21 protein-coding genes are annotated in these 22,964 nt (G+C 65.5%); 9 read left to right on the forward strand and 12 right to left on the reverse strand.

Annotated elements, in window-relative coordinates; genetic code table 11:
- Positions 1-13: 13 nt before the first annotated feature.
- Positions 14-1,867, reverse strand: a complete 1,854-nt coding sequence (locus UNPF46_RS03340; protein WP_142249028.1) for an alkaline phosphatase family protein — start codon at positions 1,865-1,867, stop codon at positions 14-16.
- 1,260 nt (positions 1,868-3,127) lie between these two features.
- Entirely contained in the window at positions 3,128-3,409 is a 282-nt protein-coding gene (locus tag UNPF46_RS03355) for a hypothetical protein (protein WP_142249029.1), read from the reverse strand.
- Between the two features lie 282 nt (positions 3,410-3,691).
- On the opposite strand from UNPF46_RS03355, the gene UNPF46_RS03360 reads away from it, so the two are divergent.
- Positions 3,692-4,120, forward strand: coding sequence for a hypothetical protein (locus UNPF46_RS03360; protein WP_181769750.1), 429 nt, complete (start codon positions 3,692-3,694; stop codon positions 4,118-4,120).
- A 3-nt stretch (positions 4,121-4,123) separates the two neighbouring features.
- On the opposite strand, the gene UNPF46_RS03365 is transcribed toward UNPF46_RS03360, so the two are convergent.
- Positions 4,124-4,966, reverse strand: coding sequence for a GNAT family N-acetyltransferase (locus UNPF46_RS03365; RefSeq protein ID WP_142249031.1), 843 nt, complete (start codon positions 4,964-4,966; stop codon positions 4,124-4,126).
- Between the two features lie 101 nt (positions 4,967-5,067).
- Here UNPF46_RS03365 and UNPF46_RS03370 point away from each other — a divergent pair, with 101 nt between their 5' ends.
- The 4 genes from UNPF46_RS03370 to UNPF46_RS03385 all read left to right on the forward strand — a co-directional run bounded on the left by UNPF46_RS03370 (position 5,068) and on the right by UNPF46_RS03385 (position 7,898).
- Positions 5,068-5,772 (forward strand): SDR family oxidoreductase, encoded by a 705-nt coding sequence (locus UNPF46_RS03370; protein ID WP_142249032.1) that lies wholly within the window; start codon positions 5,068-5,070, stop codon positions 5,770-5,772.
- A gap of 268 nt (positions 5,773-6,040) precedes the next feature.
- Entirely contained in the window at positions 6,041-6,865 is an 825-nt protein-coding gene (locus tag UNPF46_RS03375; protein WP_142249033.1) for an outer membrane protein, read from the forward strand.
- 152 nt (positions 6,866-7,017) lie between these two features.
- On the forward strand, positions 7,018-7,404 hold the full coding sequence (locus UNPF46_RS03380; RefSeq protein ID WP_142249034.1) for an ArsR/SmtB family transcription factor: 387 nt from the start codon (positions 7,018-7,020) through the stop codon (positions 7,402-7,404).
- 2 nt (positions 7,405-7,406) lie between these two features.
- Entirely contained in the window at positions 7,407-7,898 is a 492-nt protein-coding gene (locus UNPF46_RS03385) for an SRPBCC family protein (protein WP_100178803.1), read from the forward strand.
- 171 nt (positions 7,899-8,069) lie between these two features.
- Here the strand turns inward: UNPF46_RS03385 and UNPF46_RS03390 are convergent, their stop codons facing one another.
- From UNPF46_RS03390 to UNPF46_RS03405, 4 genes are read right to left on the reverse strand one after another with little or no spacing between them, the layout of a single operon-like run.
- The gene (locus UNPF46_RS03390) at positions 8,070-9,290 is read right to left on the reverse strand and encodes an ABC transporter substrate-binding protein (protein ID WP_142249035.1); all 1,221 of its coding nucleotides are present in this window, start codon (positions 9,288-9,290) and stop codon (positions 8,070-8,072) included.
- Positions 9,291-9,309: 19 nt separating this feature from the next.
- Positions 9,310-10,296 (reverse strand): Bug family tripartite tricarboxylate transporter substrate binding protein, encoded by a 987-nt coding sequence (locus UNPF46_RS03395; RefSeq protein WP_142249036.1) that lies wholly within the window; start codon positions 10,294-10,296, stop codon positions 9,310-9,312.
- A 51-nt stretch (positions 10,297-10,347) separates the two neighbouring features.
- Entirely contained in the window at positions 10,348-11,544 is a 1,197-nt protein-coding gene (locus UNPF46_RS03400; RefSeq protein ID WP_142249037.1) for a CaiB/BaiF CoA transferase family protein, read from the reverse strand.
- A gap of 1 nt (position 11,545) precedes the next feature.
- Positions 11,546-12,424, reverse strand: a complete 879-nt coding sequence (locus tag UNPF46_RS03405) for an IclR family transcriptional regulator (protein WP_142249038.1) — start codon at positions 12,422-12,424, stop codon at positions 11,546-11,548.
- A gap of 212 nt (positions 12,425-12,636) precedes the next feature.
- Between UNPF46_RS03405 and UNPF46_RS03410 the strand changes: the two genes are divergently transcribed.
- The gene (locus UNPF46_RS03410; RefSeq protein ID WP_181769751.1) at positions 12,637-13,479 is read left to right on the forward strand and encodes a hypothetical protein; all 843 of its coding nucleotides are present in this window, start codon (positions 12,637-12,639) and stop codon (positions 13,477-13,479) included.
- Between the two features lie 4 nt (positions 13,480-13,483).
- Here the strand turns inward: UNPF46_RS03410 and UNPF46_RS03415 are convergent, their stop codons facing one another.
- The 4 genes from UNPF46_RS03415 to mhpA all read right to left on the reverse strand — a co-directional run bounded on the left by UNPF46_RS03415 (position 13,484) and on the right by mhpA (position 18,398).
- The gene (locus UNPF46_RS03415; RefSeq protein WP_142249040.1) at positions 13,484-14,695 is read right to left on the reverse strand and encodes an ABC transporter substrate-binding protein; all 1,212 of its coding nucleotides are present in this window, start codon (positions 14,693-14,695) and stop codon (positions 13,484-13,486) included.
- A gap of 72 nt (positions 14,696-14,767) precedes the next feature.
- Positions 14,768-15,970, reverse strand: a complete 1,203-nt coding sequence (locus tag UNPF46_RS03420) for an ABC transporter substrate-binding protein (protein ID WP_142249041.1) — start codon at positions 15,968-15,970, stop codon at positions 14,768-14,770.
- A 46-nt stretch (positions 15,971-16,016) separates the two neighbouring features.
- Positions 16,017-16,868 carry a fumarylacetoacetate hydrolase family protein gene (locus tag UNPF46_RS03425; protein ID WP_142249042.1) on the reverse strand — a complete coding sequence of 284 codons (852 nt, stop codon included), beginning with the start codon at positions 16,866-16,868 and terminating at the stop codon, positions 16,017-16,019.
- Positions 16,869-16,892: 24 nt separating this feature from the next.
- Positions 16,893-18,398, reverse strand: coding sequence for a bifunctional 3-(3-hydroxy-phenyl)propionate/3-hydroxycinnamic acid hydroxylase MhpA (gene mhpA / locus UNPF46_RS03430; RefSeq protein ID WP_142249043.1), 1,506 nt, complete (start codon positions 18,396-18,398; stop codon positions 16,893-16,895).
- A 206-nt stretch (positions 18,399-18,604) separates the two neighbouring features.
- Between mhpA and UNPF46_RS03435 the strand changes: the two genes are divergently transcribed.
- Positions 18,605-19,753 (forward strand): ABC transporter substrate-binding protein, encoded by a 1,149-nt coding sequence (locus UNPF46_RS03435; protein ID WP_142249044.1) that lies wholly within the window; start codon positions 18,605-18,607, stop codon positions 19,751-19,753.
- Positions 19,754-19,806: 53 nt separating this feature from the next.
- Entirely contained in the window at positions 19,807-20,991 is a 1,185-nt protein-coding gene (locus UNPF46_RS03440; RefSeq protein ID WP_142249045.1) for a cytochrome P450, read from the forward strand.
- Positions 20,992-21,040: 49 nt separating this feature from the next.
- On the opposite strand, the gene UNPF46_RS03445 is transcribed toward UNPF46_RS03440, so the two are convergent.
- Positions 21,041-21,832 carry a DNA-binding transcriptional regulator gene (locus UNPF46_RS03445; RefSeq protein WP_142249046.1) on the reverse strand — a complete coding sequence of 264 codons (792 nt, stop codon included), beginning with the start codon at positions 21,830-21,832 and terminating at the stop codon, positions 21,041-21,043.
- Positions 21,833-21,976: 144 nt separating this feature from the next.
- On the opposite strand from UNPF46_RS03445, the gene UNPF46_RS03450 reads away from it, so the two are divergent.
- Positions 21,977-22,960 carry a VOC family protein gene (locus tag UNPF46_RS03450; RefSeq protein ID WP_181769752.1) on the forward strand — a complete coding sequence of 328 codons (984 nt, stop codon included), beginning with the start codon at positions 21,977-21,979 and terminating at the stop codon, positions 22,958-22,960.
- The last annotated feature ends 4 nt before the right edge of the window (positions 22,961-22,964 follow it).

The raw sequence follows: 22,964 nt of genomic DNA on the forward strand, positions 1-22,964 counted from the left end.
CGAAGCGGCGGGGTTATTTCCCCGCCGTTTTTTGTTTGCCGGCGTCCGCCTCGAGGCCCAGCGTGCGGCCGGGGAAGCCGGCGGCGTCGAAATAACGCTGGCTGCCGACGCGCTGGAAACTCAGTACGGTGGTCAGGCCGCCCTCGGCGGGCTTGGACTTCATCGTGCCGGCATAAGCCTTCGGCACGACACCGTTGGGCAGAGCCTCCGACATCACCCGGCCGACGAGGCCACCGTTCTGCGAGGCGCGCAGGCCCATCAGCCGGGCGGCCGTCATGCCGACGTCGGCATTGCTGACCGGGATCTCGCTGACATAACCGGCTTTGAAGTCCGGACCGATGGCGGCCATGAAGTTCATGGTGTCGCCGCGGCTGAAGCTGCCATGCATGCCCTGGCCCTGGCGCAGCACGGTATCGGCGACCTGCACCGAACAGTTGGTCGGCGCCTCGCCGCAATCGCTGGCATAGGAGCGGAAGTTGACGACGATCGACGGCGTCGGCGTCGCCGCGCTGCCACGCAGATTGATGCTCGACAGCGGCAGCGTACCGGGGAAGCGGCCGAGCGAGTCCTCGACGAACAGGCCGGAGACATAGTCCTGCGCGAGCAGCGCCTTGATGGTCTTCGCGGCGAGCTTCTTGTCCTTGTTCGGGAGATAGACGAGGTCGGAGCCGCCATTGGTGGCGACGACGAGATCGGGCTTGGTGGGATCCTTGCCGAGCACGCCGTTGCCGGCCTTGGGATGCTTGTTGCCTTCGACCTTCGCGTTCTTGTCGTTGGGGTCGAACAGCGGCAGGTCCAGGGCCTTGGCAAGATCGAGCGCCAGGAATCCCATGGGGAGGAAATCCTTGGGCGTGTCGTCATAGCTGACCTTGGCCGAGGGGCTGGTCTTGCTTTCCTTGGAGATCGTCGAGAAGCCGTGGTCGGCCGAGACGATGATGTTGGTCGAGGCGGCGAGGCCGAGCTCGTCGAGCGCCTTGCGGAGCTGGGCGAGGTTGTTGTCGGCGTTCTTGATGCCGGCCATCGAGGTCGGCCCGTTGATGCCCGGCATGATCTGGTTGAGGCTGTCGCCGGTGTTGTGCTGGCTGCCGTCGGGATCGCGCGACCAGAACACCAGCACGAACGGCTTGTTGCGCGCCTTGAACATCGGCAGCACCACCTTGGCGGCGACGTCGGCGAAATAGGCCTGCTGCGCGACGTTGGCCACAATCGTGCCCGGCGTCTTGGCATCACCCGCCTTGGAATTGTCGCCGCGCGGCGGGGTGGCGGTAGGCAGGCCGGCCTTGGTCAGTGCGTCCTTCACCTCGTCCGACAGGGCGACACCGTTCTTGCCGCCGGTGGAGTCGTCGAACACGACCGAATGCAGGCCGGCCTTTTCGGGCTTGTCGGTATGGTCGAACTGGTAGGTCGGGCCGACCTTGCCGATCGCCGCGGTGCTGAGGCCCTTGTCGCGGGCCAGCTTCAGGATGGTCTCCTCGTTGAGATAGTCGCCCTTGAAATGCTCGTCGATGTCACCGAGCACGGCATCGTTCTCGATGAAGGGGACCACGGTGTCGCCGGCGGGGGCGGAGGTGTAGCCGGTCCAGATCGTGTTGGAGAACACGCCGGTGTCGCCGAGATAATGGCCGGTCGACATCGCCGAGCCGTTGGCCATGGTGAAGGTCGGGAACAGCGAGTGCGGGTTCTTGAAATTGACGCCCTTGTCGCGGACCTCGGCCATCGCGGGCGCCGTGTCGGGGTTCACCTTCAGCGCGCGCAGGCCGTCCGGGATGAACAGGATCAGGTTGTGGGGTGTGTTGTTCTGGGCAGAAGCAAGTCCGGTGGACAGCACGGTCAGTCCGGCGGACAGCAACAGCAGTGAACGGCGCATCGAAATCTCCCTGCGAGGCGGCTCGGCCGCAACCCGCGGCCCCCGGGCCGCAACTCGCGGTCCCCGGTTCGTTTAGTTTCGCTACATGACCGTTTTGTTACAAGGCCCGTCGCCGATGCAAGAGGGTTGGGGAGGGGGGGCTTGTTAGTCTCGTGTCCCGGACGCGCTGCAACGCTCTTGGCGTTGCTGCGCAGAGCCGGGACCCAGCGGGCCACACGGCTCGCACCGATGCATGGACCCCGGCTCTGCAGCGCATCGTCGAAGAGACGCTGCGCTGCGTCCGGGGCACGCGAGCGTGGCTTTCGCGCACACTGCCTCCACATCGTGATTGCGAGCGCAGCGACTTGTCTGCCGAAGCCTTGGCGAAGGCGGGAGCAATCCTGAATCTTTCCGCGGTGACGATGTCGATCCCGTCATCCTGAGGTGCGAGGCGTGCGATGCGAACGCATCGCATGCGGAGCCTCGAAGGATGTGCGGCCGAGGTGCAGCCGGGCTGTCGCCCTTCGAGGCCTCCGCTTCGCTCCGGCGCCTCAGGGTGACGGTCACAGATGAGAGCTCGCAGCATCATCATTGCTGACACACGTCCGCATCCTCGCGGCTCATCTCGCCCGAGCTTTGCTTGATCTCCTCACCCTCGATTGAAAAAGGGCGCAGGGAAGACCGGGCGCCTGCTGGCACCCGCGGTCCACTGTGCGAATCCTGCGTAACGAGAAGCTGCACAGCGGCATACAGGTGTAGCCAGGACATCCCGGCCTTCCCTGCGCAGTGGCTTGACGGCTTATGTCGTGCTCTCCCCGGGGAGCGTTGCACTATTGCCCCCGTCGCCTTGCGGATGGCTGACGCGCTTGCCCGGTTGAGCAATACACATCACCACAAGACTTGGCGCACAGACCCCCGGGCGCCAGGACCACACGATTTTGCCGTACGCCGATCACAGCGGTCGTATGCGCCAGGTGTTTCGCTCACGGTTGCCCGCCCTGCAAAATCCTTTGCGCCGATGTGACCTGCGTCCACCGCCGCCCAGCCCGCGTTCGTGACGATCGCGATACGCCCCTCTTCGTTGGGCCGGGTTGCGGCGATGCATACGCCCTTTCCGAATTTCGGTAAAGTAGAATATTTTCGGTCGCGTGGATTGACCGACCAATTGGGTGTTCTGCCTGTCGGGCAACGCAAGGGATTGTGGCCCGGTCGAACCGGCCGTCGGCACAAACGAAAGGCCCACCGTTCGTGACGAACGGTGGGCCCGATCGCGGGCGGTGCTTACCAGCGATAGCCGCCGGTCAGCGTGCCGTTGTTGTTGCCCTCAGGGCCGACATCGCCCTGTGTCGAGCTCGGGGTCGGATGGTTGGTGCCGTTGAGCGCGCCATAGGGCCCCGCGACGCCAGGATAGTATGCGCGCGGCTGAACCGGTTCGTAGGCGGGCGCGGTGCGGTCCCAGCCGGCGCGTGAGCCGTTCCAATCATAGCCCTGCGCCGAGGCTGCCGCCGTGCCGGCGACGAGTGATGCCGTGATCAGGCAGAGGAGTTTTGACTTGTTCTGCATGCGAGATGCTCCTTGCTGTCTCGGGAGCCAACGGTTGCACTGCGGGGGCGTTCCGGAACCGGGCCGGCGGGCGCGATCAACTCCGATCAACTGGTTATGAAGCGCGGGCACCGAACGAAGCGACGTGAGCGGTCGGTCGCGGGCGTTCTTGCCGCACCGGTTCCCGCGTTAATCCCGTGCCTTAACCAATAATTAATTATAGGTTTGCGGGTGGGTGACAGCCCGGCCTAGCGTAGCTGCGGGGAGCCGCGATCGCTTAAGCCAAACGAGTTGGTGCGTATCATGACCTATCGAATGCATGGGGCCTTGCTCGCCTCTTTCAGCGCAGCCGCGCTGCTTCTCAGTTCCACTGACAGTTTTGCCAGACCCGGCGGCCTTGCGGCTGCGCCGTCCGGCCCTGTCGCGCGTCCGCCGATTGCGCCGGGTGCCCGGTTCCACCGGCGCAACCCCTTCGTGTACTGGCCTGGCGGCGGCGGCTTCTACTACGACGGCGCCGGCTACAGCCAGCCGTTCGTCGATGCGCAGCCGCCGGTCTCCACCGACGTCCGCTATACCTACACCTATGACGTCCCGTGGGACTGGTCGCATCGCTTCCCGCCGAACGTCGTGCCGTCCGACCGGCCCTATGTGCCGAGCTGCCCGACGGAGCAGGTGACGGTTCCCGGCCGCGGCGGGGTCGAGCACACCGTCAACATCACGCGCTGCTACTGAGATCTAGCCAAGTTCAAAGCTGGTTACGCCGAAGACCCGGTCGATGCGCAGCGGCGCGATCGGCCCGGTGTACATCCGCGCCGTCTCGAACACGGGCTTGAGCCCGAGCGTGGCTGCGAGAGCGATGGCCTCGGGATTGACGGCGGGGACATCGAGGAAGACTTCGCCGCCACCAGCACTCGGCAGCAAGGCCTGCACGATCGCCTCCGCCGCCGCGCGGTCGTCGGCGACGAGCGGCCCGATCTTGCAGCCGGTCCGGCAGGGCCGGATCACGCCCCATGCTTTGAGCTTGCCGTCACGCAGAAGCGCGCGGCCGACATGGCCCGAGGTGTTGATCCAGGCGCGCAGGAAGGTGCTGCGCCGGGCCGGGAAGACGGTGGCGTCGTCGGTCTCCACGAGCGCAAGAGGGATCGTGTCGAGCGTGACGACATCGGCGGGCGGCTTCACGGGCGCGGCGGCGATGCCGCCATAGCGGATATTGGCATAGGCCAGCTGGAAGCCGGACTTTCTGTAATTGTCCTGCTGTGCGACGACGCCGTCGAGTCCGATCACGCGCGCGCCGGCATGCGCGATCGCCGCGTTCCAGATGCGCAGGCCGTGGCCGGAGCCGCGAAAGTCTTCGCGCACGATGTAGAAGCCGAGGAAGGCGAAGCGCTCGTCGTAATTGACGCAGGAGACGGTCGCGACCGGCTCGCCGTCGATCTCGCCGACGAAGAAGCCTTGCGGGTCGGGAGTGGCAAAGCAGGCGGCGTCGGCAAGGCCTGGATTCCAGCCTTCAGCGGCGGCCCAGTCGACGGCGAGGGAGATCTCCTCGGGGCGGAGATTGCGGATCAGCAAATCACTCATGACGGATCCCTTCGACCATGGACCTGCTGACAGGTCTGGCGGTAGAAGGCCCCATGATAGGCCGGGCCGGCGGCTCGCCTCAACACAAGGGATGATCGGTCATGGCAGCAGAGAAGGTCGCGCTCGTCACCGCGGGCGGCAGCGGCATGGGGTCAGGGGCTGCGCGGCGGCTGGCGGCCGACGGCTTTCGCGTCGCGATCCTGTCGTCCTCCGGCAAGGGCGAAGCGCTCGCCGCCGAGCTCGGCGGTTTCGGCGTCACCGGCTCGAACAAGTCGAATGACGACCTGAAGCGTCTGGTCGACGGCGCCATGACGAAATGGGGACGCATCGACGTTCTCGTCAACAGCGCCGGCCACGGGCCGCGCGCGCCCATCACCGAGATCACCGACGAGCAATGGCACACCGGGCTCGATACCTATCTGCTCAACGTGATCCGTCCGACGCGGCTGGTGACGCCGTTGATGCAGGCGCAGAAGGGCGGCGCCATCATCAACATCTCGACGGCCTGGGCGTTCGAGCCGAGCGCGATGTTTCCGACCTCGGCGGTGTTCCGTGCCGGGCTCGCCGCCTTCACAAAAATCTTCACCGACGCCCATGCGGCCGACAACATCCGCATGAACAACGTGCTGCCGGGCTGGATCGACAGCCTGCCGCAGCAGGATGCGCGCCGCGACAGCGTGCCGATGAAGCGCTACGGCACGGTCGAGGAGATCGCGGCGACGATCGCGTTCCTGGCCTCCGACGGCGCGGCCTACATCACCGGCCAGAACATCCGCGTCGATGGCGGCCTGACGCGCTCGGTCTGAGCCGGGAGATTTGAATCGCGTTCGCGCCTCCTTGTCGTGATGCGACAGGGGCGCGCGTGGTGCGTCGCCGATCAAGGGTGAGGCGTGGCTCTCGGGGCACACTCCTCATCTGTTCGCATGAGGTAAGGCGCACACTACGCCACAGTCCCTATGAACTTCGTCGCTGCCCAAGACGAGCCGCGGCGCTGGCCCTATGCCCTCACTGCGCCGGTTTCTATCGGCGCGCATTCGAAACGCGAGGTCAATCGCGTGGGGCAAGGAGATTGGAATGAACAAGTTTTGGCTGGCGATCGCGTCGGTTGTACTGGGTGCCGCATCCGCGCAGGCGGCCGACCTTGCGGCGCATTACACCAAGGCGCCGGTGATGGCGCCGGTCTATAACTGGACCGGCTTCTACGTCGGCGGCAATGTCGGCGGGCAATGGGGCAGCGCGAACCCGGAGACCACCACGCTGTTTCCGGTGGCCGCCTATTTCGCGAACTCGAGCGTGCCCGCGATCGCGGCGGTCGGCGCCCAGCACATCAACAGCTCCGGGGTGACCGGCGGCTTTACCGCCGGCTACAACTGGCAGGTCAACAACGCCGTGCTCGGCCTCGAAGGCGACATCAACTATTTCGGCTTCAAGGGCAGTGCGAGCCGCACGGGGGTGTATCCCTGCTGCGCGCCTGATAATTTCACCATTAATTCCTCGGTCTCGGCCGATTGGCTCGCCACCATTCGCGGCCGCATCGGCTTCCTCGCGACACCGAGCTGGCTGATTTACGCCACCGGCGGTGCCGCGATCGCCGAGGTCAAGGGCAATTTCAGCTTCACCGATAGTTTCGCGGGCGCGACCGAGTCCGGAACGATCCGCGACACCCGCCTCGGCTGGACGGCAGGCCTCGGCGGCGAATACGCCGTGGGCAACGGCTGGTCGTTGAAGGCCGAATATCTCTACGTCGATCTCGGCCGCAGCAGCGTGACCAGCAACAATCTCAACGTCGGCGGGCCGTTGCCGGCCCAGACCTTCACACATTCGGTCGATCTCAAGTCGAACATCGCGCGCGTCGGCGTGAACTACAAGTTCGGCGGACCCGTCGTCGCCAGGTACTGATCTGTCCCGGTCCCATCCTGGTGCGGAAAGCCCCGGCTCGGCCGGGGCTTTTCATTTTGCAGCTCGGCTCGCGTGCGAAGCCGGCAGATACAAACTAAGCCAATCAGCTAACAATCATTGACGCACGCCGCACGGCGTGTATAGTTAGCTTCATGGCTAACCAATTATCCCAGCTCGACCAGATCTTCGCGGCCCTTGCCGATCCTACGCGACGGGCGATCGTGATGCGGTTGTGTGCCGGCGAGGCTTCCGTCGGCGAGCTCGCCGATCCCTTCGCCATGGCGCTGCCGAGCTTCATGAAACACATCCACGTGCTGGAGACGAGCGGGCTCGTTCAATCCGAGAAATCCGGCCGTGTGCGCACCTGCCGGCTCAGTCCGGATGCGCTGCTCGGTGCCGAAGACTGGTTCCAGCAGCAGCGCGCGATCTGGGAGGCGCGGCTCGACCGGTTCGAAGCCTATGTGATGAAGCTGAAGAAAGAGAAGGAGCAGGCGGCCGGCCGACGGCCGTCCCGCACAATCAAGAAGAAAGGTTCCTGACGATGACGAGTTCCGCCAATCCCGCTCTGTCGCAATGGTCGCTCGACCGCGAGATCGTGATGTCGCGCGTGATCGACGCACCCCGCGATCTGGTGTTCGAGGCGTGGTCCGATCCGAAGCATCTGCCGCAATGGTTCGGGCCGAAGGGATTCAAGGTCGAGACCTTCGAGATCGACGTCCGCGTCGGCGGCGTCTGGCGCTTCAACATGATCGGCCCCGACGGCACGGTCTATCCGAACCGCATGCGCTTCCGCCGCATCGAGCGGCCGTCGCTCATGGAGATGGATCACGGCACCGACCAGGACGACGATCCCGGCATGTTCCGCTTCACCGTCACCTTTGCCGAGCAGAGCAACGGCAAGACCGTGCTGATGATGCGTCAGCTGGCCTCGAGCACCGCGCAGCGCGACGGCATGATCGGCTTCGGCGCCGTCGAATACGGCTATCAGACGCTGGACAAGCTCGCGGCCTATGTGGCTGGCATGAAGCGGTAAGCCAAGGTCTTGGTCGTCATGCCCGGGCTTGTCCCGCCTGCGCGGCCGAAGCCGCTTCGGCGAGGCGAAGGCCCGGGCATCCACGTTATTCGTGCTGCGCGGTTGGGCGTGGATGGCCGGGACAAGCCCGGCCATGACGAGAGGAGTGGGAACGGCGCCTAACCCGCAAACTCACTCCTTCGCCTCGTCCGTCACGATGTCCCCGAGCTTCTGCCAGCGCTGGCCGTCGAACTGCACCATCTGGAACTGCTTGTTGACGCGATAGTCGGTCGGCGTGGTCGTGACCGAGATCCCGGGAAGGGTGAGATCGAGCACGACGTTCTTGAGGCTCGCTGCCTGCCGCATCACGTTCTCGCGGGTCAGATCGTCGCCACATTGCTTCAGCACCTGCACCAGGAGCTGGGCTGTGATGTAGCCATAGACGTTCAGGTTCGAATCCTTGTCGCCGTCGGGATAGTATTTCGCCATGAAGGCGAGATAGCGCTTCATGCCGGGATCGTCCTTCCATTCGGGATCGGCGGCGTCCTTGACGTAACCGACGCTGATGACGCCCTTGGAATTGTCTAGACCCGCCGGCTTCAGCACGGCGCTGAGCGAGGAGGCGTTGATGTCGATGATGTGCAGCACCTTCCAGCCGATCTCCGCGACCTTCTTGATCGCCTGTGCCGCCTGTTTCGGCGTCGTGGCGCTGAACAGCACGTCGGCACCGGCATCCTTCAACCGCAGAATCTGCGAGTCGATGGTCGGCTCGGTGATCTCGTAGGACGTCTCGGCCACGATCATTTTCGCCTTGTCGCCGAGGCCCGCCTTGAGCCCGGCGAGATAGTCCTTGCCGAGGTCGTCATTCTGGTAGAGCACGCCGATCTTCGCGTTCGGGTGGTTCTTCAACAGGTACTGCGCGTAGATCCGGCCCTCGACGAGGTAGGACGGGTTGAAGCCCATGGTCCAGGGAAAGTTCTTCGGATCGGTGAAGCGCGCTGCGCCGGTCGCCGCGAAGAGCTGCGGGATCTTCTTGGCATTGAGATATTTCTGCACGGCGACGTTCGGTGCGGTGCCGATGATCTGGAACGTCAGCAGCACCTCGTCGCTTTCGACCAGCTTGCGGGTCTGCTCCACGGTTTTCGGCGGCGAATAGGCATCGTCGTACTGGATCAGCTCGACCTTGCGGCCGTTCACGCCGCCCTCGTCGTTGATCATCTTCATATAGGCGGCCTGGGTCTTGCCGATCACGGCATAGGCCGAAGCGGGACCGCTGAGCGGCACGGTCTGCCCGACCTTGATCGCGGTGTCGGATGCTCCGACATCGTATTTCTTCTGCGCCTGCGCGGCCGAGATCGACAGCGCGAGGAGCAGCGCGGAGGCTGCGATGTGCTTGATGGAAGCGCTTGTCATGTCCGGTCCCTCCCGATTGTCATTCGCCCTTGAGACCGGCGTCGCGGATCAGCTTGGTCCACTTCTCCGTCTCGGCGTCGATGAACTGGCCGAACTCGGCCGCGGTGCCGGCACGCACTTCGAGGCCCTGTGCGGTCAGCTTGTCCTTGATCCCTGGCTCGGCGAGCGCGCGCAGGATCTCGGCCTGGAACTTGTCGACGATCGCGCGCGGCGTCGTGGCGGGCGCCATGAAGCCGTACCAGCCCGCGGCGGCCACGTTGGGGAAACCCTGCTCGCGCAGCGTGAGGGCCTGCGGATAGAGCGCGCTGCGCTCGGCCGAGGCGACGCCGAGCACGGTGAACTTGCCGCTCTGGATGTAGGGCAGGGCGGTCGGCAGCGCCGTCAGCGTGGCATCGACGCGGCCGGCGAGCAGCTCGGTGTAGGAGGCGGCATCGCCCCGGAACGGAATGTTGAGACCCTTGACCCCGGCGTCGCGGAACAGCAGCTCTCCGGCCAAATGCGGCTGCGAGCCGGCGCCGGGAGACGCGAAGGTCAGCCCGTCCGGTTTCGACTTGCCATAGGCGATCAACTCGGGGAGCGTCTTGAACGGCGCATCGGCGCTGATGATGAGGAACAGCGGCGCGACCACGACCATCGCAACCGGCTGCAGATCCTTGCGGTCATAAGTCAGCTTGCCGAACAGCGCTTCGGCGGTCGCGTAGGGGGCCGCGACGTAGAGAAGGGTGTAGCCGTCGCCCGGCGCATGGGCGACCATGTCGTTGGCGATGCGGGTGCCGGCACCCGGCTTGTTCTCGACGATGAACTGCTGACGCAGGCTGCGGCCGAACTCCTCGGCCAGCAGGCGCAGCGAGATGTCGTTGGAGCCGCCGGGCCCGTAGGGCGAGATCAGCCGCACCAGGCGCGTCGGCCATGCATCTTCGGCCCGGGCCGTCAGGCCCGAGCCGGCAGCGAGGCCACCTGCGAGCGTGCCCAGCAGAGTTCGGCGTGTGACCTTGAATGTTGTCACTGTCTTGTCCTCCCTGTTTTCTTGTCTGTTTTTTTGGTTGTCTTGTTGCGTTCAGATCACCTTTCGCTCGGTGAGCCTTTCGACCTCCTGGTCGGAAAGGCCGAGCCAGTTGCGAAACACCTCGTCATTGTCCTGGCCGACGTCGCCGGCGGCGTGGCGCATTTGCGCGGGATCATTGGTGAAGCGCGGGACGACATTGGTCATGGCAACCGTGCCGAAGTCCCGGTCGGGGACGCGGGTGATGACCTCGCGCGCTTTCACCTGCGGATCGCCGGCGATCTGGTCGATCGAATAGATCGGGGCGAGCGTGCCCTGCGCGGCATTGAATCGCGCGAGGACCTCGTCGAGGGGATGGGCGGCGCACCAGCCGGCGAAGATGCTGTTGAGCTCGGAAGCGTGCGCGACGCGCCGGTCGTTGCTGGCGAAGCGCGGATCGGTGATCAGGTCGGGCCGCTCGATTGCCCGGCAGTTCGCCGCAAAGAGGGCGTTGGTCGAGCCTGCCAGCGTCACCCAGTGATCGTCGCTGGTGCGGAACACGGCGGCCGGCGCCGAATAGCCGTTGGAATTGCCGATGCGGCTGCGAACGGTGCCGAGCTGATCGTGCTCGATGGCGAGCACGTCGAGCAGGCGGAAGGTCGCCTCGGTGAGCGAAAGATCGATCTCCTCGCCGGGCGCATCGGGATCGCGCGCCCGTTTCCACAGCGCCGCGAGCACGCCGACGGCGCCGAACAGGCCGCCGATCGAATCCCCGATCGGGTATCCAGGATGGGTCGGCTCGCCATCGCTTTCCCCCGTGATGTAGGTGAGCCCGCCCATGGCCTCGAAGATGCGGGCGAAGCCGGGCCGCTCGCGATAGGGACCATCCTGCCCGAAGGCGGTGGCGCGCAGAATCACGAGGCGCGGCTGGATCGACCACAGCACCTCCTTCGACAGGCCCCAGCGATCGAGCGTACCCGGACGGAAATTCTCGATCAGCACGTCGAAGCGCGGAACCAGCTGCTTGAACAGCGCAAGTCCCTCCGCAGTGCGCAGATCGAGCGTGGCAAACTTCTTGTTGCGGTTGGCGGCCTTCCACCACAGCGGCTTGCCGTCCTTGAAGGGTGGGAACGACCGCACCCCGTCGCCGGTCCCGGGCATCTCGACCTTGAGCACCTCGGCGCCATAGTCGGCGAGCAGCGTCGCGGCAAAGGGCGCGGCGATGATCGTCGCGATGTCGAGAACTCTCAAACCTTCCAGCGGCCCAGCCATCTCACGTCCCGGTGTTGATCTTCTTGGTCTTGCGCGCGGGCAGCGCGGGCGCCGCTTGTCCGACGATGGCGCGGATGCTGTCGGCCAGCGCCGCAAGGCGCGGACCGATCTCACTCTCCAGCTGCCCCGGCTGCAGCCGGAACGCGGGAATGCCGCAATTGATCGAGAATGATTGTCTGGTCTCCGTGGCGTGGAACAGCGGCGCGGCGACGGCGTGGATCGAGGCCATGTACTCGCCCCAGCAGGTGCAGAAGCCGCGGCTGACGCATTGGGCAAGGCCGGCGCGGTATCTGTCCTGGAAGGCCGACCAGAGCTCGGAATCTTCCGCGGCGATGCGCCGCTCCAGCCGCGCCGCGTCGGGCGGGGGCAGGGTCGATGCTGCGGCGCGGCCCATGGCCGTCATCACGACCGGAATGGGCATGCCGATGTCGGGCGCGTGCGGGCCGACATCACCGGACCGCGCCGTCTCCACATAGATCATCGACGTCGCATCGAGCTGTCCGATCGAGACCGTGCCGCGGACGCTTTGCGCCAGCTCCTGCATCATGGGCCGTGCGAACTGGCGGAATTGCAGATCGGCGAGCAGCGGGTGCGCCAGCCGCAGGGCGCGCGCGCCGACGTGATACTTCGCCCGTGCGGGGTCGTAGCGGAGGTAGCCGAGCTCCGCGAGCGTGTGAGTCAGCCGCGCCACCGTTGGCCGCGGGATGCCGGTCAGCGTCGACAGCTCCATGTTGCCGAGCAACGTGCTGCCTGCCTTGAAGGCTTCGAGCACCACGAGACCCTTTGCCAGCGTGGTGGCGAACGCCGCGTCGTCAGCACTTTCCGCGAGAACCGCGGCCGCGGAGGTGGGGTGAGGCGATCTGGATGGAGGACGAGCCATGCCGTCATATTCGGACGAGCGGCCGATGATTGTCCAATAGATTCACCAAGTGGCGATTATTTGTCCAATATGTGGACAAACTGAAGAGCAGCGTCTTGCTGTGGGCCGCGCATCAAGACCACCCGACCGCACGGATTTTTGTCGCGATTCTCTGGCGTGTTGTGACAGGATTGTTACGGCGAAATGTCAGATCGATTACAGCGGAGCGGTTCATGTTGCAGTGGCAGGCGCGGTCAAATCCCCTCGCGTGGTGGTGGGGCTCCCTGACGCTCGTCAGCGCGGCCAACATCCTCGTCTGGTTCATGCTGTACCGCGAGTTCTATCCGACGCCTTCGGGCAGCCACGGCGGCGCTTCGGATATCGGGCTGATGTTCCTGCTGTGCGCCGGCTACGTGTTCGGCTGCGCGTTCCGCTCGGTGCTGCCGCGCGCCGACGTGCAGCGCATCTGCCTGTTCGACACCTGGCTGTCGAGCGTCGTGGTCGGCCGCACGGTGGCGACCGTGGCCGAGCTCTGCTTCGTCGCGCAATGGGCCATCATCCTGCATCAGCTCGGCAAGATGACGGGCGCCGAGACCGCGGTGAACATCGCGCTCGTGATCGTGCCCATCATCATCATCGCGGAGTGTTTCTCCTGGTACGCGGTGGTGACGACCAACTTCCTCTACAACGCGATCGAGAACTCGCTGTGGGCGGTGACCTTCTTCCTGGCCGGCATCGCGCTGTGCCGCCTGATGCCGGAATTCCAGGGCGTGGTGCGCTGGGCGCTGACCGCGGGCATCGTCGGCATCGCCTGCTTCCTCGCCTTCCTCGTCACCGTCGACGTTCCGATGTATCTCAGCCGCTGGCGGGCAGGGCACGCCGAGGGCAATACGTTCCTCGGCTTCCTCGAGGGCCTGCATGACGTGTCGACGCGCTGGGTCGTGACCCACGACATCGCGCATTGGAAGGGCGAGCTGACCTGGATGTTCCTGTATTTCAGCGCCGCCGTGTGGTCGAGCCTGGCGCTCTGCGCGCTCTATGCGATGGAAGGCTATCTGGCGCTGTATCTGGCGTGAGCGGTTACTTCCCCACCAAACCGCACTTGCTGCGGTCGAGCGGACGGAAGGCCTGGTCGGGCGGGATCGTTGCCACCAGCTTGACGAAATCCCACGGTCCCTTCGACTCCTGGGGTGTCTTGACCTGCACCAGATAGAGATCGTGCACCATGCGCTGATCCTCGCGGATGCGGCCGTTGGGCGTGTACGCATCGGACACCGGTGTCGCCTTCATCTTGGCCATTACGGTCGTGCTGTCGTCGGAATCGGTGTCCTTGATCGCCTGTAGATAATGGCGCACGGCCGAATAGACGCCGGCCTGGATCTGCGAGGGCATCGCTTTCCGCCGCGCGTAGAACGCGTCGGAAAACTTCCGGGCCGCCGGCGAGACGTCCTCGAAGAACGAGGTGACGATGAGGTCGCCGCGGGTTGCCTTCAAGCCGACCGACTCGATATCGACGTTCTGAAACGACATCGGCACGATCTTGATGCCTTGATCGGCGAGGCCGAACTCCTCGGCCTGCTTGATCGCGGTGGCGTTGTCGCCGGCGACGTTGATGGCGAGGATCTTGGCGCCCGACGACTGTGCCTGAAGCAGGAACGAGCTGAAATCGGGCGTGCCGAGCTGCGCCTTGACGCTGCCGGCGACTTTGCCGCCGAGCTCGCCGATGCGCCCGCGCGCCGTCGCTTCGATCGAATGGCCGAAGGCATAGTCGCCGGTGATGAAGAACCACGGCTCCTTGCTGGTCTGCATGATGCCCGAGACCACGGCGGTCGCGGTCGAATAGGCGTCCTGGGTCCACTGCACACTGGTCGGCGCGCAGGCTTCATCGGTAAGCTGGTTGGCGCCCGCGCCGGAGACGAGGAAGATCTTGCCGTTGCCGCGGACCAGCTCCTGCACCGCGAGCGCGGCGCCGGAGCTGCCGCCGTCGGCAATCGCCTGGACGCCTTCGCTGAACCATTTGCGGGCGAGCGATGACGCCAGATCCGGCTTGTTCTGGTGGTCGGCCTGCAGGATCTCGATCGGCTTGCCGTTGATCTTGCCGCCGAACTCCTCCGCGGCCATCCGCGCCGCCTCGACCGAGCCCGGGCCCATGGCGGTGGCGAAGACGCCGTTCATGTCGGTGAGCACGCCGATGCGGATGGCATCGCCCTTGATCTGGGCGTGTGCCGCCGGGATTGCGAGAATGAGAGTGAGTAGCAACGTCGTGATGGATGTCGCGCGGTTGGCTGCCATGGCGTGTCTCGATCTTGATGGGGGCGTGTACGCGGCTGTTGCCGCAGTGGATGAAGGCGCGGTGAAGCAAGCCTAGTTGGCGACCTTGCAGGCGGGGTCCACGGGGCCGAAGGCCTGATCGCCGGGAATGCGCGTCAGGATCTTGTAATAGTCCCAGGGGTATTTCGATTCCGCGGGCGTCTTGACCTGCGCTAGCCAGAGATCGTGCATCATGAGGCCGTCGGCCCGCAGCTTGCCGCCGTGTGCGAAGAAATCGTCGATCGGCGTGTCGCGCATCCTGCCCGCGACTTTGCCGGGATCGTCGGTCCCGGCTGCCTTGACGGCATTGAGATAGTGTGTGACCGCGGAATAGACGCCCGCCTGCCACATCGTGGGCATGCGCTGCATCTTGGCGAAGAAGCGCTTTGACCAGGCCCGCGTCTGGTCGTCCATGTCCCAGTAGAAGGCTGTTGTCAGCAGCAGGCCCTGCGCGCTTTGCAATCCGAGCGCGTCGATGTCCGTGATCAGCGCAAGCAGGGCGGCCATCTGTTGTCCGCCCTGGAACAGACCAAATTCACCGCCGGTCTTGATCTCGTTCACGTTGTTGGGTGGGCCGCCGGCTATTCCGATGATCTTCGCCTTCGAGGCCTGCGCCTGCAGCACGAAGGACGACATGTCGGTGGTTCCGAACGGCGGCCGAGCCGAGCCGAGCACCTGTCCGCCTTCGCGCTTGATCACGGCGGTGGCGTCACGCTCCAACGCGTGACCGAACGCAATGTCGTCCGTGAGGAAATACCAGCTGTCGCCACCGCGCTTGACGACCTCCTGGGCGGTGCCGACCGCGAGCGCGTGGGTGTCGAACACCCACTGCATGGTGTAGGGCGAGCAGAACTTGCCGTGAAAGTCTGCGGTTCCGGTCGCTGTCACGATCAGCAGCTTCTTCTTCTCGCTCGCGACCGTCTGCGCCGCGAGCCCCACCGCCGACACCGGAACGTCCACGACGAGGTCGACCTGTTCGGTGTCATACCATCGCCGTGCGATGGCAGCGCCGATGTCCGGCTTGATCTGATGGTCGCCGACGATCAGCTTGATCGGCTTGCCCAACACGCTGCCGCCGAAATCGTCGATGGCCATTTGCGCCGCGGTCACGGAGCCCTGACCGGTCGGTGTCGAGGAGGGGCCCGTCATGTCCGACAAGACGCCGATCTTGACCTGGTCGTCCGAGATCTGGGCCTGGGCGACCGTGGTCGCCAGGATTGCCGCTGTCACGGCGAACGCGCGCGCCAGGCGATGCATGTTGTTTCCTTCCCTGTGATGCGTCCCTTTGTGGGATCGCTTTGACTCAGGCCGGCTCGGCGATGACCGTGTTGCGCAAGGTGCCGATGCCGGAGATCTCGACTTCGACGGTGTCGCCCGGGCGCATCCACAGCGGCGGCGTGCGCTTGGCGCCGACGCCGCCCGGCGTTCCCGTGACGATGACGTCGCCGGGGACGAGCGGGCAGATCGTCGAGATGTAGGCGATCAACTCGGGGATGCCTGTGATCAGCAGATCGGTGGTGGTGTCCTGCACCACGGTGCCGTTGAGCCGCGTCTGCAAGGTGAGCTTCGACGGGTCCGGAATTTCGTCCGCCGTCACCAGCCACGGGCCGAAGCTGCCGCTCTCCGCAAAAGTCTTGCCGGAGAGGAACTGGCTGGTGTGGCGCTGCCAGTCGCGGATGCTGCCCTCGTTGTAGCAGGCATAGCCGGCGATGTGGTCGAGCGCGCCGCTCGCCGGGATATGCCGGCCGCCCTTGCCGATGACCAGCGCGAGCTCGCCTTCATAATCGAAATCGTCGCTTACTTTCGGCTTCACGATCGGCTGGAGATGGCCGACCTGGCTGCAGGGGAAGCGAACGAACAGCGCCGGCTTCTCGGTGACGGTGCGCCCGGTCTCGGCGACGTGGTCGCGATAGTTGAGGCCGACGCAGATGATCTTGCCGGGATCGGGGATGACGGGGGCGAAGGCGATCTCGTCGAGCGGATGATCGGGCGCAGCGGACGCGACGATCTCTGCCGCCTCGGCAACGCGACCGGCTTCGAGCAACTGCCGCAGCGTGGCGCAGGGCGCCATGCGCGTGCCGAGATCGACGACGCCATGGTCCTTGAGGGCCCCGAAGGAGGCGCGTCCGCCGGCGACGAATGAGAGCAGCTTCATAAGATGTCCTTGAGTGTGTTCGCTTCAGGCCGCGGACGGCACGTGGGTGAGGGGCGTGATGGTGGCGACGAGCTGGTCGAGTTCGGCGTCGTTACGGGCGGTGCCTTGCACATAGCGGTCGGGGCGCACGAGCGCGGCCGTGATGCCGTGCTTGTGCAGCCAGTCGCCGATGGCTTCCGCGTCATCGCCCGTGAGGGTCTCGATGCCTGCCTGTGCAAGGGCCGGGCGTGAGGACAGGGCGGCCGCTGCGACAAGCAGCACATGGCTGTAGCCGACCCGGTCGTCGCTGCGGCTGCCGTCCCGAAGCTCGAACTGCGGCGCGAGATCTCCGGCGAGAGGCTGGTTCCCGATCGTCAGCCCCGGGCCGAGCAGGGGCTTCTTCACCTCGAGCTTCACCGGCGCGTTCTCGCGAGCCTCGCCCGCGGCAAGGCCGGCTTCGATCGCCTTGGTGTTGATCACGCCGCCGAGACGGATGGCGAGCTCGATGAATTGGCGCACATGCGGCAGGCGTTCGCTCTGGTAGGTGTCGAGCAGGTCGGCCGTGGCATTGCCCCGGACGACGGCGTCGAGCTTCCAGGCGAGGTTCGCGGCATCGCGGATGCCCGCGCACATGCCCTGGCCGAGGAAAGGCGGGGTCTGGTGCGCGGAATCGCCCGCGAGCAGCAGTCGTCCGTTCCGCCATTGCCGTGCGATGACGGAATGAAAGGTGTACACCGCCGCGCGCTCGATCTCGGCATCCTCGGGCGTGATCCAGCGCGACAGCAGGTCCCAGACTTTCGCGGGTTGCGTGACGTCGTGAGAATCCTCGTCCGGCAGCACCGTGATTTCCCAGCGCCGCCGCGTGCCGGTGCCGCGCACATAGGTCGCGGGCCGCCTGGGATCGCAATGCTGGAGGCTGTAGTCGCCGAGGTCGTCGCGCGCGCGCTTGAGCTGTACGTCGATCACCAGCCAGCGCTCGTGGAAGCCGAGGTCGTCCATGCCGGAGCCGATGAAGCGGCGGACCAGCGAGCGGGCACCGTCGCAGCCGATCACGTAAGCAGCGCGGACTTCAGTGAGCTGTCCGTTCGAGAGGTCTTCGTAGCGCACGCGTACGCCATGGTCATCCTGATCGAGCGCGAACACATCGCAGCGGTTGCGCAAGACGACGCCTGGAAAGCGGCCGAGACCGCTGATCAGGACATCCTCCAGATCAGGCTGGTGAAAGCGATAGCTGAGATTCCAGCCCATCGGCGTCGGGGTTTGCGGCCGCGACCAGTCCAGCAGCATCTTGCCGTCGGCATCCAGAAACAGCATGCCGGGGCTGAGGATGACGTGCGGCAGGATCGCATCGGCGAGGCCGATGGTCTGGAACACCCGCATGCATTCGTCGTCGAAATGCACCGCGCGCGGCAGATGATAGCTCCGCGCCTCGCGTTCCAGCACCAGGGTCCGCACGCCGCACAGGCCGAGCAAATTGGCGAGCGTGGCGCCGACCGGGCCGCGGCCGACGATCACGACATCGAACTCTTCGAAGGTGGATTTATCTTGCATGGGGCCATCTCTTCCCCAAGCCATGCCATCCGTTCAACGCCGCCGCGCCAAGTGTCCGCCCAGCGGACGACGACGGCTGCACACCCATCCTGTCCGCCAGCCGGACATTTCGGCAATTGCGCTGTTTCGGACAGGTTCGGCCTGGCTACTTAGGCGCAGGAAAAAAAGTGCAGGTTGTCGATCGAGGCAGCCGCGGAGGAACGACGATGCTGAAATGCGCGGGAGCGGCGTTGCTTGCGATCCGACTGTTGGTGATGCCGGCTCAGGCCGCAGACATCAACGTCGGAATCCTGCTGTCGGCGACTGGCCCGGCCGCGGCGATCGGGAATGCCGAGCGCAACGGGACCAGCTTCGGTGCGACCGAGATTGCGGGCCACAAGGTCAACTATCTGTTTCTCGACGAAGCCTCGGACAGCACCGCAGCGGTCGCCGCGCTGCGGAAACTGTTCCAAGGCAGCCAGATCGACATCCTCGTCGGTCCGACCACGACGCCCGGATCCTTTGCCGTGATCGATCCCGCGGTCGAATACCGCCTTCCTGTCATCACCCTGGCGCCCGTCAACGCGCTGGTCGCGCCGGTCGATGCGCGCAAGCGTTGGATCTTCAAGACGACCACCAACGACGATCACGAAGCGACACCGTTGTTCGCGCACATGAAGAAGAACGGGGTCAAGACGCTCGCCCTGATCGGCTTCGGCGATTCCTACGGTGATGCCTGGAGCAAGGTCGGCGCGGACATGTCTGCGGCCAATGGCATCAAGCTTGTGGCCGACGAGAAATATGCACGCACCGACACCACCGTCAGCGGGCAGGTGCTCAAGATCGTTGCCGCCAATCCCGACGCCGTTCTCATTGCAGCCTCCGGCGCGCCCGCGGCGCTACCACTGCTTCAACTTCGCGAGAAGGGATATGAAGGCAAGGTGTACGGCACGCTCGGTGCGACTTTCGGCGATTTTCGCAAGCTGACCGGAGCTCAGGGCGACGGGATCTTCGTGCCGCTGAGCCCGGCGGTGGGGGCTGCCTCGTTGCCGGATCAGCATCCCGCCAAGCAGGCGGCGCTGGAATTCATTCGCCGCTACGAGGCCAAGTTCGGGCCGGGAAGCCGCAATATCTTTGCGGGCTCAGCCTATGACGCGTTGCTTCTGATCGAGCGCGCCGCGCCCGCGGCGCTCAAGGCGGGAGAGCCCGGGACCGCCGAATTCCGGGAAGGACTCCGCAGTGCCATCGAAGGGCTGAAGGGTGTGGCCGGTTCGCGTGGCGTCTACAACTACGGAGCCAACGACCACACCGGCCTCGACCAGAGCGCGCTGACGCTCGGCCGGCTCGAGAAGGGCGAATGGGTGGCGGTGCCCTGAGCCGTGCGCTTGAGGCGGGCGGGCGTGCTCTTGGCGGATTCGGAGAATAGAGGATGACGGCCGCTCCCGGACAACCGGTCTATGACGTCGATCTCTACAGCGACGAGGTCTTGCGTGACCCATACCCGCATTATCGCGCCTTGCGCGAACTGGGCGCCGTGGTCTGGCTGCCTCGAAACGGGCTCCATGCGGTCGCGCGGTTCGACGACGTCCGTGCAGCGTTGCGGAATCCAGCAGTGTTCTCGTCGGCCCAAGGGGTCGCCGCGAACGATCACGTCAACGAGATCTCGCGAGGCACGACGCTGGCGAGCGATGCGCCCCTGCACGATCGGCTGCGTGCAATCATCGCGGCCCCCTTGCTGCCGCGGGCGCTGCAGGACATCGCACCGCAGATCAGGGCGGAGGCCGGCCTGCTGATCGACGATCTCGTCGCCCGAGGCGAGTTCGACGCGGTCACCGACCTGGCTCAGTATCTCCCCCTGACGATCGTCTCCAAGCTCGTGGGTCTGGAGGATTACGGCCGCGGCAGCATGTTGCGATGGGCTGCGGCGACCTTCAACGTGCTGGGCGGCATGAATGCACGGGCGTGCGCGGCGCTGAAAGACGTTCAGGAAATGCGAGCCTATCTCGGCGGAGAGGAGATCAGGACGCGGCTGCGGCCCGGCAGTTGGGGTGACCGGATATTTGCAGCGGCGGATCGGGGCGAGGTCGAGGCTGAGCGTTGTCCGGTGCTGATGCGGGATTATCTCGGACCGAGCCTTGATACGACCATCTTCGCAACGGCCAACCTCATCCTGCTGTTCGGTCGGCATCCCGATCAATGGGAGCTCGTCCGCAACGATCCGGCCCTGATCCCTAACGCGATCAACGAGGCGTTGCGGCTGGAATCGCCGGTCCGTGGCTTCACACGACACCTCGTGGCGGATGCTACGATCGGCGATCTGGCCGTCCCGCGCGACAGCCGGCTGCTGCTGCTCTACGCCTCGGCCAACCGCGACGAGCGAAAGTGGCAGGATCCCGAGCGATTCGACGTGAAGCGCCGCGCCAACGATCATCTCGGATTCGGCAACGGCACGCATATGTGTGCAGGCCTGCATCTGGCCCGGCTGGAGATGACGGCGCTGCTGGAGGGTCTCGTGGAACGCGTCGCCGGCTTCGAGCTTGGCGAGCCCGTGCTCGCGCTCAACAACGTGCTGCGCGGTCTGGCGTCTCTCCCGGTCCGGGTGACGCGCGCGTAGCTGCCGGCGGGCGCCGTTGTCGCACCCGTAACCAGCGTGAGGCTTGGAGTCAGGCCCCGACGTCGATGGCTGCTGCGGCGCTGCGTATCGGATCGACGAAGCTGGCGATGGCCTCCTCGATCCCCAGCGCCGAGCGAATCCAGATGATGGAGATGCAGCCGAATACGGCCCCGTCCCGCACAATGGGGACGGCGATCGACGCCGTCTTCGGATTGTACTCGCCCTCGCTGCGGATCGCGTAGCCGCGCGCTTGCGTCTCGGCGATCATGCGATCGAGGTGGGCTGCGTCGAGGAACGGGCGGTCGTCGGCCTCGTCGATCCGGCGGAGATGGCTGACAATGAGGTCGCGCTCGCGCGCCGGGCAGGCGGCGAGATAGGCGCGGCCCGCTGACGTCCGGAGCATCGGCAGGCGTTTGCCGATCATGCCGCGGTCGATCGAGAGCGGGCTGCGCGCGTGCGTGGTCTCCTGCACGACCATCGCGGCGTTCTCGTAAGTGGAGAGATCGACCGGCCAGACCAGGGTCTTGCTGAGCTCGGCGAGATAGGGCGCCGCCGCCTGGCAGATCACCACGCCGGGATCGTAGCCGTCGCCGAGGCTCAGCGCGCGCCGGGTGACGCGAAAACGGTCGTCGCTGGCGCTGCGGGCGATATAGCCGAGTTCCTCGAGGGTTTCGAGCAGGCGGTAGACGGTGGGGCGGGGCAGGTCGAGTGCGCGGGCCACGTCGCCGGCGCGGATGCCGCCCGAGCGGTTGACCTCCCGCAGCACGTCGAGCCCGCGCTTGAAGGCGCGGACGCCTTCCGACTGCCGGGGGACAGCCTTGTCCGTCCGCTCCTTGGACACTTCGCATTTCCTCCCTTGTGGCGCATGGTCCCGCGATTATCGTTGCGAACGCGAAGCGATTGCGGAAGGCTACGTTAAGATCGCGCGCGGCCGGTATCAAGTTCGCCGTATTGCGGCACACGCGATGCCTTCGGGAGGTCGTCGATGGAAATCACTGCGCTCGGCTATATCGGAATCAATTCGTCGCAGCTCGACCAGTGGGGCCGGATGGCGACGGGGCTGCTCGGCATGCAGCAGGTCGACCGCGGCGGCAAGACGCGCGCCTTCCGCATGGACGACCGCAAGCAGCGGCTGATCGTCGACGGCAGCAGCGACGCCGGCCTTGCGGTGATGGGCTGGGAAGTTCCGTCCACGATAGAGCTGGATCAATTGGCGGGACGGCTCGAAAGCCACGGCGTCAAGGTGACGCGCGGCTCGCGCGCGCTGGCCGATGAACGACATGTGGCCGAGCTGATCGCGTTCACTGACCCCGCCGGCAACCGGCTCGAGGCCTTCTGCAAGCCGGAGCTTGCGAGCGAGCCATTCAAGCCGGGGCGGCCGATCTCCGGCTTTCGCACCGGCGCGCTCGGCATGGGGCATGTCGTGCTCAACGTGGAGAATGTCGAACTGCTGTTGCCGTTCTACCGCGACGTGCTCGGCTTCCACGTCTCGGATTTTGGACTGAAGCCCTATGGGCTTTATTTCTTCCACGTCAACGGCCGCCACCACAGCTTTGCGATGGTCGGCTCGGGGCGCAAGGCGATGCATCACTTCATGGTCGAGCTCGGCAGCCTCGACGATGTCGGCCAAGGCTACGACCTCGCGCAGCTGGACGAGGGCCGTATCGCCTATACGCTGGGCCGGCACACCAACGACCACATGACCTCGTTCTACGTGAACACGCCGTCGGGGTTCTTCATCGAATATGGCTGGGGCGCGCGCGTGATCGATCCCGAGACCTGGCAACCGCATGAGACGTTCGATGGGCCGTCGCTGTGGGGCCACGAGCGTCTCCATATGCCGGAAGAGCAGCGCAAGCGCCTGCGCGACATGCGGCTCGATGCAGCAGCGCGCGGCGTGCGCGTCGCCGATCCCCGCGTGCCGCCGCTCAACTGCGCATGGCTGGACCAGGTGATCGCGCGCGAATGATCCG

Source organism: Bradyrhizobium sp. UNPF46, assembly GCF_006658625.1.
GTDB lineage: Bacteria > Pseudomonadota > Alphaproteobacteria > Rhizobiales > Xanthobacteraceae > Bradyrhizobium > Bradyrhizobium nitroreducens.